Raw genomic sequence first — 15,428 nt, 5'->3', positions numbered from 1 at the left:
GACGAGGCGCTGCGCCTTGCCGACCGTATCGCCATCATGAAGGACGGCGCGGTGGAGCAATGCGACACGCCCGACAAGATCGTGATGAACCCTGCGACGGAATACGTGCGCAAGTTCACACAAGAGATCGACAAAGCCCGCGTTGTGACCGCGGGCGCTTTGGCGAATGCGGCGGCCAAGGGTTCTGGTGATCCGGTGACCGCTGACGCGACTGTCAAAGACCTCGCTCAGTTGTTGGTTAACGACAAACGCAAGGTGATCCCTGTTGAGGAGAACCGCGCGATCATCGGCGGCTTGGATCGGAAAGCGGCGCTGTCCGTGCTGCTTGAGGCGGGCTGATGGCCGATGCGACTGCAACAGAACCGAAGACCATGAATATCCACAAGCCGGTTGTGATGGGGCTAGCGGCGTTTGGTTTGGTCCTTACACTGCTGCAATACGCCGGTCTGCTGCCCGCATGGTTGCACCGTTTACCAGAACAGTTTGTGCCGCCGCTGGCCATGTGGCTCGACGCGATCTTCAACTTTATCAAAGACGATCTGCATCTCATCGATGTGACACGCTTCCTAACCGGCGTGTTGCAATGGATGATCGATGTGACGTCGAACATTCTTTACGGCAAGCGTCGCTGGCCGAATTTTGAGGCGATCCCGTGGTCGTCCATCGCGGCTGTGGCGGGTATTGTTGGCTATTACTTGGGTGGCTGGCGTCTGGCGTTTATCGGTGCGGGTACATTCATCTGGACAGCGCTAATCGGCCAGTGGGAAATCGCGATGGAGACAATGTCCGTCCTTGTCGTGGCAGCGCCTTTAGCCTTTATGATCGGGCTTTTGCTGGGCATTTGGAGTTGGAAGAGCAAGGCGGTTGAGAATGTGCTGACGCCAATCCTGTCGCTGCTGCAAACCATTCCGTTCTTCACCTACCTTCTGCCAGCGGTGATCTTCTTCAAAGTGGGTCCGACGGCGGGTGCGGTTGCGACAACCATCTATGCGATTCCGCCGATGATCTTGATGACGTCGCTCGGCCTCAAGAAAGTCAGCCCAGAGGTCGTCGAAGCAGGCAAGATGTCCGGCTGCACGCGTTGGCAGATGCTGCGTCATGTCTACATCCCCTCCGCCCGGACGGAGATTTTGGTTGGTGTAAACCAAGTCATCATGCTCAGCCTTGCGATGGTGGTCTTGACCGCCTTTATCGGGATGCCGGGGCTGGGGGCCAAACTGCTCGCCATGATGGGAAGCTTCAAACTGGGCCGGTCGTTGGAGATTGGCATCACAATCGTTTTGCTGGCTGTCATGCTCGACCGCTTGTCCAAGGCGTGGGTCGTCAAGCAACCGGAGCATTTTGAGAAGGGGACGAGCTGGCTCTCCCGTCACAAGTATCTGGTGCTTTCTGTCGTCGTCTTTATTGGTTTCTGGATCATCTCGCAGTTCTGGGAAATATTAGGTGAAGTGGGCCGTCGTGAACACTTCAGCCAAGGCCGCGCGCTGGATGGCTACGTGAAGAATGATCTGCTCCAGAACCCTGTCTTGAAGGCTGTCACCAATTGCCTTCGCGTCTTCATGAACAACTATGTTCTGATCCCATTTCGTAACTTCCTGCTGTCGATTCCGACGCCCGCGTTCATCGCCTTTGTCGTCGCTTTCGCCTGGCATATGGCGGGGCGGCGTCAGGCGTTCATTGCTTTGGCGTTCTTCCTTTGGGTGGCGTTTTCCGGCTGGTGGGACCGTTCAGTCATCACGATCTACTATGTGCTCACGTCCACCGCCGTGGCCGCGCTCATCGCCATTCCTTTGGCGGTCTGGGGGGCAGGGCCGCCAGCGCAGCGGATTGATTTCTCAAAGGGGATCAATGGCAGCGTGATTGTTGGTGTGATCAGCCTGATCTTCCGCCGTTCTGTCATTGTTTTTGCATCGATGATCGTCGCAGGCGTGCTGCGTTACATCCTGTGGACATTGGGTATTTTCGGGCCTGAGGATGCGGAATTAGGGGCGTCTTACACAATCACCTACTGGGTCATTTTTGTTGCAGCGTTCTACTTGATATGGCGCTTTGCGGGGCAGGCGATGCGCGACACTTTCTTGCTGCTTGCTGCCGACACCGCGCAGACATTCCCAAGTTTTGTCTACTTGCTGCCTGCGATCATGCTCTTTTCCATCACGCCCATTGCTGTGCTCTTTGCGATCATGATCTTTGCAATGGTGCCTTTGATCCGCTACACGATCGAAGGGCTGCGGAATGTTCCGCCTGAGATGCTGGAGTCCTCTGACATGTCCGGGGCCACGCGGTTGCAAAAGCTCTGGCACGTCCAATTCCCCCTCGCACTGCCGACCATGGCCGTCGGGTTCAACCAAGCACTGATGTTCGCCTTCTTCATGACGATGATAGCCGCCTATATCGGCACGGTCGATCTAGGGCAGGAATTGCAGCGGACGCTGGCGGGGACCGACTTGGGCAAGAACTTCGTGCTGGGTCTCAATGTTGCCTTCATGGCGCTAACCTTCGATTTGGTGATCAACAAGTGGGCGTCGGAGAAGAAGAAAATCCTTGGACTGGATTGATGAAGAAGATGCTAAGCCAAATGATATTTGCAGAGCAGTGAAGAAGGCCCCCAATGGAAGACAATCGTTTGGTCCAAGGCGCCCCTGTGCGCAAGCGCATTCTGGATGAGGTGCGCAGTTACACCGATGCGACCCCTGATATGCCGCGTCTGATCTCGGTGCTGATTGGCGACACTGCCGAAGCCGCCGTCTATATCCGCAATCAAAAGCGCGGGGCGGAGCAGGCGGGTCTGCCGTTTGAAGAGGTGGTCTGGCCCGCGGACATCACGCAGGAAGAGTGCAAGGCGCGGATTGTTCAGATGAATGACGATGCGATCGTGCTGGGCGTGATCCTTCAGCGACCTGTGCCCGACCATATCAATGTGCGGTCGCTTCAATCCGCCATTCACCCGTTGAAAGACGTGGAAGGGATGAACCCCGCCTCCATCGGGAACATCGTTTATTCCGATGTCGCCTTGGCCCCCTGTACCGCTGCGGCGAGCGTGGAGTTGATCAAGGAAACCGGTCTGCCGCTGGAAGGGCTAGAGGTTGTGATGATCGGCCATTCGGAGATTGTGGGCAAACCTGCCGCCATGATGCTGATGGCAGAAGGCTGCACCGTCACCGTTTGTCATCACATGACTCGCTCCGTCGCCATGCATTCGCGGCGTGCTGATGTGGTTGTGGTTGCCGTCGGCAAGGCGCATTTGGTTGGTGCAGATATGATCAAACCTGGCGCGGCAGTGATCGATATCGGTATCAATCAGATCGAGACGGACGAGGGTGTGAAGATCGTTGGCGACGTCGATACTGATGCGGTGAAGCAGGTTGCCGGTTGGGTCACGCCCGTGCCCGGTGGCGTTGGTCCCGTGACCGTTGCCTTGCTGATGCGGAACGCGATGGTCGCGCATCAGCGGCAGTTGGCGGCGGGCTGGCTATAGCGCCAGATACCCAACTCCTGCAAAGGCCACGACACAGCCGCCCCATTGTGGCAGTGTCATACGCTCTTTCAACAGTACCCAAGCCAAAAGGATTGTCAGCAATCCGAACATGGAAGATGTGACCGCCGCGTATTGCGCGTTGGGTAAAGTGCCTGAGGACAAGACGCACCACAACGCGATGCCATCCGCACAACCCATCGCAATGAGCCATGGCAGCGCTTTGCGGTCCGGTAGGAAGGATTGTTTGGTCACGATCAGGATGAGCACCGTGAGCGCCACGGCCAAAACACGGGTCACGAGGGTTGAGGGCATATCGTGGCTCAGATCTGCCGCCCATTGCCCCGCAATGAAGGTGCCAGCAAACCCAGCGGCCGCGATCAGCGAATAAAAGATTGTCGGCCCCAGCGGCGGGGTTTCATCTGTTGATGTGTCGGAGAGGGCGGCGACCACAGCCACGCCGATGATGATCGCCAAAACAGCGAGCCATTGAAGCGCTGAAATTTCCGTCCCCATCCAGACCGCCCACGCGACGGAGAGGATCGGATAACCAGCAATCAGGGGTGCCACGACGCGGACAGGCCCGCGCTGGAAGGCGGCGTAAAGGCCGAAAGTGGCGATGACGAAGAGGACGCCCGCGACGATTGAAAGCCAGATCGCATCGGACTCGATGGGCTGAAATCCACCGGTAAAGGTCATAAGACCGAGGTGAAAGATCAGCCCCGTTGTCAGCACAGTGATGATGCATGCGCTGATCGGGGTTTTCTGGCTTAGAAACCGCACGCAGATGTCGTGAAAGCCCCAGCAAACCGCAGCAACAAGTCCAAGAGCGAGCGCACTCATCGTGCGATGTGGCCGGAAAAGGCGGGACGCATTGATTGGCGCAGTCTCGTCGATGTGCTGTTGATCATAGCTCTACCGATTTTGTTTGCCGACTCTCTGAAAGCCGGATATTCTTACGATTAAACAAATTTTCCGCTCATGCAACACGGGTGCTGCGATGCTAGACGACTATCCTACGGTGCGAACCGGCCCGCCGAAACCCAGCACGATCATCGAACCACGTGTTTTTTCGCTCCCACCGGGGACGGAGCGGTATGTGGTCGAAGGCTGCGGCGCGGTTCTGATCCCTGTCTATGCTGGCGATCACCTGACCATCATCAACGATGAGGGCGGTCAGCGGTGTGAGATCATCGCCAGTGACGCAAAAGGCAAAATGGACGCCGGAATATTGGGCGCCACGGGGCAGGGGCCTGCCGAAGGGCTCCACGCCTTGTTGAAAAGCGATGACCAGTCGTTACGCGGCCTGCGCATGGGATTGGACGCGCGCAAGATCGACGTTAAAGCACCCGGTGCTGTGCATCTGTTCGAAGAAACGACACCCGCAAAGACTGAAGAAAGCTATACCGTTTCACGCGATGGATCGGTGATCATCGCCACCCCCGGCGGGATCATGGATTTGGAAGCGCAGGACACTGCAACACCCCTCACGGTGATGGTCAAAAGGGCCACAATCAAGTCGCATGTGCGGTTTGAACTGCCCGACCCTTTGGCCGACCCCGTGTCAGATATTCGCGTTCACACGCAAACGGCGGAGTCGTACTTCGTCAAAGCGGGCGATTACATCCAGATCATAGATGTCGACGGGCGTCAGTGTACGGATTTCGAATGCTTCAGCGCGCGCAAGCTCGACAAAGGGATCGAACACGCGCTTGACGTGACCACGACCCGCACGCTGATGGGCCATGCCTATCCGATGCCGGGTCTTCACGCGAAATACTACGATCAGGAAATGGTGCCGCTGGTTGAGGTGGTGCAGGACACCTGCGGGCGGCATGACGCCTTCGCAATGGCTTGTGCGGCAAAATACTATGACGACATCGGCTATCCGGGGCACCCCAACTGTTCGGATAATTTCAACTCGGCCCTGTCCCAGTTTAATGTCAAGGGTCGCCCGGGTTGGATGGCGATCAACTTCTTCTTCAACACCGGCATTGATGATCACGGCGTGATGTACACGGATGAACCGTGGTCGCGCCCGGGGGACTATGTGCTGCTGCGGGCGCTGACGGATATCGTTTGTGTCAGCTCCGCCTGTCCTGATGATACAACCTCTGCCAACGGCTGGAACCCTACGGATATTCACGTCCGCACTTATTCCGGCAAAGAAACCTTCAAAAAATCAATCGCGATCCGCACAACGCCAGACTCGGAGCCAAAAATGACCAAAGAAACCGGTTTCCATGAGAGCTTTTCCAAGCACACGCGGAACTTCGTGGAGTATAACGGCTATTGGCTGCCGAATTGCTTTGCTGCGGCTGGCCCGATTGAGGAATACCGCGCCTGTCGCGAAGATGTGGTGATGATGGACCTGTCGCCGCTTCGGAAGTTCGAGATTAACGGACCAGACGCAGAAGCGCTTTGCCAATACGTCTTCACACGCAACATGAAGACATTACCAATTGGCGGCGTGGTTTATACCGCGATGTGTTATGAGCATGGCGGCATGGTCGATGACGGCACCGTATTCCGACTGGGCCGCGATAATTTCCGTTGGATTGGCGGCTCTGACTACGGCGGCGATTGGATCCGCGAACAGGCGGAGAAGTTGGGGCTGAAGGTTCTGATCCGCTCTTCCACCGATCAACTTCATAACGTCGCGCTGCAGGGCCCGAAGAGTCGTGACCTGCTGCGCGAACTGGTCTGGACCGCGCCGCACAATCCACAGTTTGATCAAATAGATTGGTTCCGTTTCAGCCCTGCGCGGTTGCGCAACGAAGCGGGCACGCCGTTTGTCATCAGCCGCACGGGGTACACGGGGGAGCTTGGCTACGAAGTGATGTGCCACCCGAAACACTGCACGGAGATTTTTGATGCGATCTGGGAGGTTGGTCAAAAATACGGGCTGAAACCGATGGGGCTCGAAGCGCTTGATCTGGTGCGGATTGAGGCGGGTCTGATTTTTGCGGGCTACGACTTCAGCGATCAAACCGATCCGTTCGAAGCGGGCATTGGTTTCACCGTACCTTTGAAATCCAAACCTGACGATTTCATCGGCCGTGGCGCGCTGATCCGCCGGAAAGAGAACCCAATGCGAAAGCTGGTGGGTTTGGATGTCGACTCTGAAGTTGAGATTGGCCACGGCGATTGCGTTCATGTCGGGCGGGCGCAGATTGGGGAAATCACCTCTGCCATGCGTTCCCCGCTTTTGGGCAAAAACATAGCGATGGCGCGCGTTGATGTGGCCCATGCCGCACCGGGGACGGAGCTTGAGATTGGCAAACTGGACGGTCATCAGAAACGTCTGCCTGCCACAATCCGCGCAGACCTTGCGGCCTATGATCCGAAGAAGGAGCGCCCGCGCTCATGATCCGTCTCGCGGCATTCCTCACCCTGATGGCAGGGGCGGCAACCGCGCAATCGGTGAAGCTGCAACCGCATGAGATTGAGGCGCTGTTGTCCGGTAACACGGCGGTCGGTGTTTGGGAGGGCCAGAACTATCGCCAGTTCTTCAACCCCGATGGTACGACGATCTATGCGCAGGAAGGTGTACGCTCGACCGTGGGTCAGTGGCGCATTGAGGGCGACGAATACCAATCCATCTGGCCGCATGACGCGGAATGGGAAGGGTGGTTCGTGATGGAATATGGCGGTGACTTCTTCTGGGTCAGCAAAACAACCCCACCCACACATTTTGAAGTTCTTGAGGGTGAGCAATTGGTGGCTGAGTAGATGCGGATTGCGGCGGTATTTTTTGGATTAATACCACTGGCCACCACCGCTTACATCGCATCCTTTTGCAAGGCTCTGACATCAAACACCGCTTTCGCAGATGCGGACTGCTTGACCTCATTGGTCTTGGGCGGTGGCACCTCCTACGACTGTGAGTGGGGGGGGGTGATTACCGCTCAGACGCCGCCAGCGAGGCTTTCATCAGTCTCGTCGATCAAGATGCCACCTGTGGGAAACTCATCACTGCGCAAGACCAGCAGGTCAGCCACCCCGACAGCTATGACCTGCGCCAATTCAACGTCAACGGGACAGAGGTGAGCGTGTCTTTGAAGGACAAAGGGGCGCTGAACCAAACCTATGTGTTTTTCCGCTCTGTTAATCTGAACTAGGCCACGCGCGATGTCGCGGATTGGCGCGACCTTGGTGATTTTGGACACCATCTTTTTCGCATGACTGATCAAGCGCCCAAACGCCGTGGACGTGCGGCCCGCGCCGCCGCCCGAAGCGCCGGAACAACCGCGCCGCCGCAGCAACCGATCCGCAAGGTCCCGGCGTACCAGCCGGTTAGCGATGATGCGCTGGATCGGATCGCCGCGCAGGCCGATTGGATATTGGAATATATCGGGCTTGAGCTGCGGGATGATCCCATTGCGACGAAGCTTTTCAAGGACGCCGGTGCGCAGGTGGAGGGGGAGGCCGTGCGGTTTCCCCCAGGGCTGTTGCAGGACATCTGCGCGACTGTTCCCAGCCAGTTCACCCTGCAGGCCTGCGACCCTGCGTATTCGGTGAGGCTGGGCGGTGACAACTTGGTCTTGATGCCGGGATATGGCTCACCCTTTGTGACCGACAGGATCAACGGGCGGCGCTATGCGACGCTGGATGATTTCCATGCATTTCTAAAACTGGGGTGGTCGTCACCTTATCTACAACACGGCGGTGGGGTGGTGGTGGAGCCGACCGACATTCCTGTCAGCAAGCGCCACCTCGACATGATGTTGGGCCATCTCACCTTGGGCGCGAAACCCTTCATGGGTGCGGTCACGGCGCCGGAACGGGCAGAGGATAGCCTTGGGATGGCGGAGATTGCTTTTGGATCAGAGGTGATGGCGCAAGGCCCTGTGATTCAAGCCAATATCAACGGCAACTCTCCCCTGACCTACGATGTTACCATGACAGATGCGCTGCGGCGGTATGCGGCGGCGGGGCAATGTGTCTGTGTCTCCCCAGCCGTGTTTGGTGGTGCGATGGGGCCACTGACACCTGCGGCTATCGCCGCACAAACCCATGCGGAGGTGTTGGTGGGTATCACGCTCACCCAACTGGTGAAACCGGGGTGCCCGGTCATCTACGGCAGCTTTCACAACACCATGAGCCTCAAGTCTGGTGCGCTCACTTTCGGAACGCCGGAGGCGAACCTTGTGTCCTTCGCATTGGCCGGATTGGCGCAGCGCATGGATGTCCCATTCCGTTCCGGTGGCGGCTCCGTCACGGGATCGAACACGGCGGACGGGCAGGCGATGGCCGAAAGCACAGCGGCGCTGTGGTCCACGATTTTGTCAGGCACGCATCAGGTGTGGCACGCAGCGGGCTGGCTTGAAGGTGGGCTGACGATGGGGTTTGAGAAATACGTGATGGACCTCGACAACTGCGGGGCCATTCTGAAGATGATCGGTGGTCTGCCGGCGACGGAAGAAGACTTCGCGCGGGAGAGCTATTTTGAAGCGGGGATAGGCCAGACGTTCCTGTCAACAGGTCACACAATGGCGCATTTCGAAACCGCGAATTATGTGAGTGACATAGCGGAGCCAGGTCCGTTTGAGACATGGGAAGAGGCAGCCAGCCCGTCGCAACAAGTCCGCGCGACGGACCGTTGGCGTGACATGCTCGATGCCTATCAACAGCCCCCGATCGACAGCGCGGTCCAAGGAGCCTTGATCGAGTTCGTGCATCGCAGACGGGAGGAGCTTCCCGATGAGTGGTACTAGCCCTGCCGGTGCGACAACATGAATGGCAGGACGCTTAGTTCTGCAAATACACCTCTAGACTATCGTCCAAAGCATCCTTCCACGGGGTGTGGTGCTTCGGGGCCATGGTGCCAGTGATGACCGACTTGTAGCCATTGTCGCGGAAGGTCATGATACCTTGCTTCTTGTGGCCTTTCCATTCCTTGAATGCCTTGCACGCACCTTCGACGTCGAAGGTGGGGTAGTCCGTCTCGTCAATCAGTTCTTTGATGTAATCGCCCTGATACCAGATCGCGTTATAGTCATCCTCGCCCGCGTCTTCGCGTGCGACACGGTCGACCACATCCGCCTCCATCGTGGCTTTTCCGGGCATGTCGATGCGACCCATGATTACATCACGAACCCACCACGCCTGCGCGTCGAACATGTTGAATGTGAACCACTGGTCCTGCATCCCGATGTAAAAGAGATCAGGCTCATGCAAATATGCCACGCCTTTGTAGAGGTCGGCTGTTGCCAGTCGGTTCGCTGTTTTCAGGCGCAAGCTGTCCGGCAGGAACGGGAAGTGATGCTTGTAACCGGTGCAGAGGATCACCGCATCAACGTCTTTCGATGTGCCATCTTTGAAATGCGCGGTATTGCCATCGACATGGGTAAGCAATGGCACCTCTTGCCAATTGTCCGGCCAGTCATAGCCCATTGCGGCGGTGCGGTGGCTGACAGTCACAGACTTGCAGCCGTATTTCCAGCACTGCGATCCGATGTCTTCGGCAGAGTAGCTGGTGCCGACAATGAGGATGTCCTTGTCCTTGAACTCCATTGCATCGCGGAAGTCATGGGCGTGGAGGACGCGGCCTTTGAAGGTTTCAAACCCTGCGAAGTAGGGGACGTTTGGTGTGCTGAAGTGACCGGTGCAGACGATCACATGATCGAATTCTTCGGTGTAGGTGTGATCGTTGGGCAGGTGGTTGACGGTGACTTGGAACTTGTCACCATCCTTCTCTACCCAGCGCACCGCCGTCTCAAATCGGATCCAATCGCGGACGCCTGCTTTCTCAACGCGGCCTTGGATGTAATCGAAAAGAACAGCGCGTGGTGGATAGGATGCAATTTGCTTGCCGAAGTGTTCCTCGAACGAGTAGTCGGCGAACTCCAGACCTTCCTTTGGTCCGTTCGACCAAAGATAGCGGTACATGGAGCCGTGCACAGGCTCCCCATATTCATCAAGACCGGTACGCCACGTGTAATTCCACAAACCACCCCAATTGGATTGCTTTTCAAAACAGATAATCTCTGGAATGTCGGCACCCATGGCTTGCGCTGATTGAAACGCGCGGAGCTGCGCCAATCCCGATGGTCCTGCGCCCAATACTGCAACTCGTTTCGTCATCCCTTTTGCCTTTCGATTTGTTCCTCAATCGAAAGGTCGGGTCATTTTTATTTTTAGTCAACATATATTCCCCAGAGGAAGGTTGGCTCTGTCAAGAAAATGCGACGGAGCGCAAAATTTCGGTAAAAAACTGCGCTTCTGTCTAAAAGGGTGGACTTGCACCGAATATCAGGAACACGCTGGCTGGGATGGTAGGATTCGAACCTACGGTACACTGTACCAAAAACAGTTGCCTTACCACTTGGCTACATCCCAGCAGCGTGGCGCTGTTTACGTCAGACGCTGAGGCTGATCAAGAGCAGAATCGCTTATTCTTTCAACCTACCATCTCGCAACAGATCTTCGGTCTCTTCCAACTCTCGTTCGGTATCAATGAGCGTGTCGAGTGCTTTGTCGTCGGTCGCCTCAACCTCTGCCACGGTCGTGGTTTCTTGTGCGACGGCGGTATCCGCGTCCCGTTTCAACACTACCACCTGAGACGAGTCGACAAGGGCGATGTCGGCCTCTTGTAAGACCCGTTTCACCTGTCGCAGTGCCTCCCCCTTGGCCAAGAGGATCGAGGTGTCATGCTGGTTGATCCAGCCTGTTGCACAAATCTCTGCACCAGAGGTGGAGAGTTGTTCGATCCAGCATTGGGCTCCGGGTGTTTCGACAACAAAGGGCAGGGCCTGTACCGTCGCAACAACCAGATTTCGCGCTTTGTCGAGGTCGCAGTTGCGGTCAATCAGCAGCTCAAACTTAATGCGGCGCTCATCATTCTGGCTGAAGTTGATAATCCGGCTCTTGAACACTGTCGCGTTTGGAATGCGGATGTGGTTGCCGTCGAAGGACAGCAGGATCGTCGCGCGGCTGGTGAGGCGGATGACCTTGCCTTGGTCGCCATTAATCTCAACCGTGTCATTTGGTCTGAACGGTTGGCGGAACGACAGCATGACGGAGGCGATGAAGTTTTCGACAGTGTCGCGGACCGCAAAACCGATGGCCAAACCAATGATACCGGCAGCCCCCAAGATTGTACTGAGTAGAGCGGTCGCGTCCAAAATGTCGAGCGCCACAACGATCCCAATGATTACAAAAGCCAGCCTCAATAACTGACGATAAATTTCTGCGATGAACGCATTAGGAGCCAGCCGCTCCCACGGTTGTTTGGCGCGTGCAATTAGGAAACCGACAAAGACGATCAGCGCAAACGCCGCAAGCGCGATGAGCGCAATGGGCAAAAACAGGATAAGTTGATCGATGCGCGCCTGAAACCGTTCCATTGCGGGGTTGAGACGCTGCGAGAGTTCTGCCGTCTCTGTCACCTCATTTTTGACTGCAACCACGCCTTCGAGCCGGTTTACCAAGGGAGTAAGTTCTGCCGCGTCAGTGGCTGTTTCTGTTGTGCCGCGCAGGGTGACGACACCATCACTGACGGTCACGGTCACGGTCACATCTCCATAGTCACCCAATTCCCCAAGGATTTCTCGCATCCGAATGGCGATCTGGGCGTCGAGCTCTTCCACATTGGTGGTTGTGATTGGGCCATTCGCTTCTTGCGCAGTGGCAGCGCCAAGGACCGAAAACGACAAACAGACAACAAGCAGCAAAAGGCGCAGCATCTCAATCACTCACATTAAAAGGACTGTGAATTCATGAGTACTGCGCCAGCGCAAGACTGCCAAGTCACTTAGGAGAAGACTTGCTCCCTCAAGATCGATGCGGTGAACGAGAACATCAGGTAGATGCCAACAAAGATAAGGAAAGACAGTGCCATTTGGCGCGAGGATGCCCAATGAGTTGCCAAGCTCCACACGGAAAGACGCGCGATCAAGGATCACCTTGCGCTGTTTTCCTGTCCAGAAGGACTTGCTAAAATTCTCAAATTCCAGCATTCTGACCTGCCTTGCTTGCTCGACACTTGCCCTGCTTTTTGCAGGTTTTGATTAACGGCCGCTGTTTGGAAGCAAGTATGCAGTATTCTGGTGAGAAATGACGGACCGATGGTTGAAAATCGGTCTGCCTAGAAAAGTCTAGCCGTTCTGTTTTTGAACGCGCGTTACTTTGCCTGCAATGACACTCAGGATCGCGGCTGCAAAACTGAAGAGTGCGCCCATCTTAGCGGCATCTTGGACAGGGATGTCGCCCAGCATTGTAGAGCTGTCGAAGGCCACCGACGCGATGAAGAGCGAGACGGTAAATCCAATCGCTGAGACACAGCCGACAACGAAAAGGTCAACGGTTCTCATGTCTTGCGGCAGACCCAGACGCATTGGGTGTGCCGCGAACCAGCCAAAGAGCAGCACGCCAAACGGTTTGCCGATCAACAAGCCCGCCAGCACCAACCACGTGGGCGACCCGATGGAAGAGAATTCGACGCCTGCGTTCAGAAGTCCAAAGAAGAACAGGACGATCTCAACAGGATGTTTGAGGATATGTTCGATGTGGTTGAGCAAATCCGTCAGGTGCTGCTCCGCCTCCGCAAAGATACCGAACGAGCGGTCCGCATGCGGGATGGTCAGGACGATCGGTAGCAGGCCAAGTGCTGGGTGGATGCCGGATTCTTGGAAGCCGTACCAGCTCAGCGCCCCTGCGATGAGGTATGGCCAGAACGACAGTTTCTTACGCACCCAAGTTGAGTTGGGACGATCCTGTTTGCCGCGATCCAGTCGCTGCGGCAGGCGGTTGAAAAGGACATAGATAGCGACAGCTGCACCAACGGACAACAGCAACCACTCTGGCGCCAGTTCACCGGATGGATAGAAGATCGCGAGAATGATCAAGCCAGCGGCATCGTCTGCAATCGCGAGCAGCAGCAGGAACCGGACGGCAGGGTGGCCCGCGCCAAAGACCAAACGGCCGACGAGGTAGCTGAACGCAATATCCGTTGCCGTTGGAATTGCCCAGCCGCGTACGACGGCGTCATAGGTCTCTGATCCAAGAAAGTAGGCAAGCCCAAGATAGACAGAGATTGGCCCAACCATGCCGCCGACGGTAGCAAAAAGCGGTGTTGCGGCCTTGCGACCGCGCAGTGCGCCGTCTCTCAAAACGACCGCTTCCCAAACTTCCTTTGCCGCAATCGCAAAGAAGAAAGCCATAAGCACGTCATTCACGAGGTAATGAAAGCTCAAAACCTTCAATGTGGAAACTTCGGTCACACCATAATCAGCGCCGTATTTCTTGAGCCAATAGCCAGCATCAACGCCAACCCAGTTGTTGAAAGCGAGAGGGTATTCAACGACTTGGTGATAGCTGTGCGCGTCGATGTTGGCCCAAACCAAAGCGATCAAAGCACCGCAAATCAGTAACAACGAATAGTTGGTTACAAAATTCCAAACGCGATACATGCTTCACTCCCCGACGCCAGTACGTTGACGCAGGTCATATGATACTGGTTTGAAGGCGACAACAACCAATTGGAGTACTGTTGGTCATGTGATAGAGGCGGCGAAGCGATTGATAGGGATGCCTGACGTGACCCGAGGATTTGTCAGTTTGCTGGCCGACATGGGCAAGTGCCGGATTTGTCATGATCTGGAATTGGGGCCGAACCCGATCTTTCAATTGAGCGCTAAAGCACGTCTCTTGATCTTAGGGCAGGCTCCTGGCCGGATCGCCCATGCCAAAAACCGTCCATTTGATGATCCGTCGGGTGACAGGCTGCGGCGCTGGCTAGGAGTTGATCAGGAAACGTTCTACACTGATCCGAAGATAGGCATATTCCCGATGGGTCTGTGTTTTCCCGGCGGTGGGAAAGGCGGTGATCAGCCGCCACGTGCGGTTTGCGCCGAAATATGGCGGCAACCAGTTCTAGATCACCTCAAACAACGTCAATTCACCGTGTTGATGGGGCGCTACGCGACTGATTGGCATATGCCGCATCTGCGCTGCCACTCCGTCGCGGAGGCTGCTCGCGCGTCTTTGAAGAGGCAGGAGCGCAGATTATCCGGCCACACCCAAGCCCGCTCAACATGCGCTGGTTTCGAAACCATCCTTGGTTTGAGGAAGACGTCATCCCTGCCTTGCAAGAGCGTGTCGCAAAGGTGTTGTCGACTTGAATGCGGACGCTTTGCGGCGTAGCTGACGTCCCATGACGGATACGCACTCAGATCTGACACCGCTCGACCAAGCCCACGCCGCGATGGAGGATGATCCGACCAATGATGTGGCGCGGCTCAAGTTTTTTGAGCAGCTTGCCGATACGGAACTCTTCCTTTTGCTTGCGGGTGATCCTGATGGGAACACCGTCCAGCCGGAGCTGTTCGACATCGAGGATCAGAAGTTCGCGCTGGTTTTTGACCGCGAAGATCGATTGGCGAGCTTTGTCGGACGACCTGTGCCTTATGCTGAACTTCCCTGTCGCGGTCTGTTGCAGATGCTTGAAGGGCAGGCCATCGGGTTTGCTTTGAACCTTGAAGTCGCGCCATCTGCGATGTTGATCCCGGCGGACGCGGTGGATTGGCTCGTCGGAACCCTGTGCCACGCGCCGGAGGAGACGGAAGCGAAGTTGCAAAACCTAGATGCGCCCAAAGCAATGCCGGACGCCGTTTTGAATGGGTTGGCGCGAAAGCTAAGTGCTGCGGCTGGTTTGGCCTCAACCGCGTTCTTGGCCGCTGCCACTTATGAGGACGGGGCTAGTGGGCATCTACTGGTGTTTCTTGATGCCGTTGATGGTGCGGAAAAGCCGCTTGCCAACACGACGGGTGAGGCGCTGACATTCTCCGGCATCGAAGCGGGCATCTTGGACGTCTTGTTCGCCAAAACCGGTGATCCGATTGTGGCGCGGTTGAACGAGGTCGGCTTGCGGTTCGACTTGCCTGAACTTTCAACGCCTGAAAGCCCAGCAGCGCCTGGGATGGACCCAGAAAAGCCGCCAAAACTGCGATAG

General features: G+C 56.3%; 12 protein-coding genes, 1 tRNA gene and 2 pseudogenes. 9 read left to right on the top strand and 6 right to left on the bottom strand.

Going from position 1 to position 15,428, the window contains the following annotated elements:
* From ACTF5F_RS03330 to ACTF5F_RS03320, 3 genes and pseudogenes are all read left to right on the top strand, one after another.
* Positions 1-339, top strand: a pseudogene (locus ACTF5F_RS03330) (ABC transporter ATP-binding protein); the annotation flags it as partial.
* The gene (locus tag ACTF5F_RS03325; protein WP_438955452.1) at positions 339-2,558 is read left to right on the top strand and encodes an ABC transporter permease; all 2,220 of its coding nucleotides are present in this window, start codon (positions 339-341) and stop codon (positions 2,556-2,558) included. The pseudogene ACTF5F_RS03330 and the gene ACTF5F_RS03325, both read left to right, overlap by 1 nt.
* Before the next feature lie 53 nt (positions 2,559-2,611).
* On the top strand, positions 2,612-3,478 hold the full coding sequence (locus ACTF5F_RS03320; protein WP_438955451.1) for a bifunctional 5,10-methylenetetrahydrofolate dehydrogenase/5,10-methenyltetrahydrofolate cyclohydrolase: 867 nt from the start codon (positions 2,612-2,614) through the stop codon (positions 3,476-3,478).
* Here the strand turns inward: ACTF5F_RS03320 and ACTF5F_RS03315 are convergent.
* Positions 3,473-4,318 carry a DMT family transporter gene (locus tag ACTF5F_RS03315; RefSeq protein ID WP_438955450.1) on the bottom strand — a complete coding sequence of 282 codons (846 nt, stop codon included), beginning with the start codon at positions 4,316-4,318 and terminating at the stop codon, positions 3,473-3,475. The two genes, ACTF5F_RS03320 and ACTF5F_RS03315, sit on opposite strands and share 6 nt — an antisense overlap.
* A 157-nt stretch (positions 4,319-4,475) precedes the next feature.
* Between ACTF5F_RS03315 and ACTF5F_RS03310 the strand changes: the two genes are divergently transcribed.
* The 4 genes from ACTF5F_RS03310 to ACTF5F_RS03295 all read left to right on the top strand — a co-directional run bounded on the left by ACTF5F_RS03310 (position 4,476) and on the right by ACTF5F_RS03295 (position 9,192).
* Positions 4,476-6,845, top strand: coding sequence for a DUF1989 domain-containing protein (locus ACTF5F_RS03310; protein WP_438955449.1), 2,370 nt, complete (start codon positions 4,476-4,478; stop codon positions 6,843-6,845).
* Positions 6,842-7,207, top strand: coding sequence for a hypothetical protein (locus ACTF5F_RS03305; protein WP_438955448.1), 366 nt, complete (start codon positions 6,842-6,844; stop codon positions 7,205-7,207). The genes ACTF5F_RS03310 and ACTF5F_RS03305 overlap by 4 nt, the downstream gene beginning before the upstream one ends.
* A gap of 155 nt (positions 7,208-7,362) precedes the next feature.
* Complete coding sequence (locus tag ACTF5F_RS03300; protein ID WP_438955447.1) at positions 7,363-7,596, top strand: hypothetical protein; 234 nt, start codon at positions 7,363-7,365, stop codon at positions 7,594-7,596.
* A gap of 60 nt (positions 7,597-7,656) precedes the next feature.
* Positions 7,657-9,192 carry a trimethylamine methyltransferase family protein gene (locus ACTF5F_RS03295; protein WP_438955446.1) on the top strand — a complete coding sequence of 512 codons (1,536 nt, stop codon included), beginning with the start codon at positions 7,657-7,659 and terminating at the stop codon, positions 9,190-9,192.
* A gap of 34 nt (positions 9,193-9,226) precedes the next feature.
* Here the strand turns inward: ACTF5F_RS03295 and ACTF5F_RS03290 are convergent, their stop codons facing one another.
* The 5 genes and pseudogenes from ACTF5F_RS03290 to ACTF5F_RS03270 all read right to left on the bottom strand — a co-directional run bounded on the left by ACTF5F_RS03290 (position 9,227) and on the right by ACTF5F_RS03270 (position 13,887).
* Positions 9,227-10,561, bottom strand: coding sequence for an NAD(P)-binding domain-containing protein (locus ACTF5F_RS03290; RefSeq protein ID WP_438955445.1), 1,335 nt, complete (start codon positions 10,559-10,561; stop codon positions 9,227-9,229).
* Between the two features lie 180 nt (positions 10,562-10,741).
* A tRNA-Gln gene (locus tag ACTF5F_RS03285) sits at positions 10,742-10,816 on the bottom strand.
* A 53-nt stretch (positions 10,817-10,869) separates the two neighbouring features.
* Positions 10,870-12,162 carry a mechanosensitive ion channel domain-containing protein gene (locus ACTF5F_RS03280; protein ID WP_438955444.1) on the bottom strand — a complete coding sequence of 431 codons (1,293 nt, stop codon included), beginning with the start codon at positions 12,160-12,162 and terminating at the stop codon, positions 10,870-10,872.
* Between the two features lie 147 nt (positions 12,163-12,309).
* Positions 12,310-12,435, bottom strand: a pseudogene (locus ACTF5F_RS03275) (ABC transporter ATP-binding protein); the annotation flags it as partial.
* Positions 12,436-12,573: 138 nt separating this feature from the next.
* Entirely contained in the window at positions 12,574-13,887 is a 1,314-nt protein-coding gene (locus tag ACTF5F_RS03270) for a Na+/H+ antiporter NhaA (protein ID WP_438955443.1), read from the bottom strand.
* A gap of 127 nt (positions 13,888-14,014) precedes the next feature.
* Between ACTF5F_RS03270 and ACTF5F_RS03265 the strand changes: the two genes are divergently transcribed.
* Together ACTF5F_RS03265 and ACTF5F_RS03260 are read left to right on the top strand one after the other, a co-directional pair.
* A complete protein-coding gene (locus tag ACTF5F_RS03265; RefSeq protein ID WP_438955442.1) occupies positions 14,015-14,620 on the top strand; it encodes a uracil-DNA glycosylase family protein in 606 nt (201 codons plus the stop codon).
* Between the two features lie 10 nt (positions 14,621-14,630).
* A complete protein-coding gene (locus ACTF5F_RS03260) occupies positions 14,631-15,428 on the top strand; it encodes an SseB family protein (protein WP_438955441.1) in 798 nt (265 codons plus the stop codon).

The organism is Cognatiyoonia sp. (genome assembly GCF_965661665.1).
Taxonomy (GTDB): domain Bacteria; phylum Pseudomonadota; class Alphaproteobacteria; order Rhodobacterales; family Rhodobacteraceae; genus Cognatiyoonia.
This window is presented reverse-complemented; position numbering and strand designations above follow the sequence as displayed.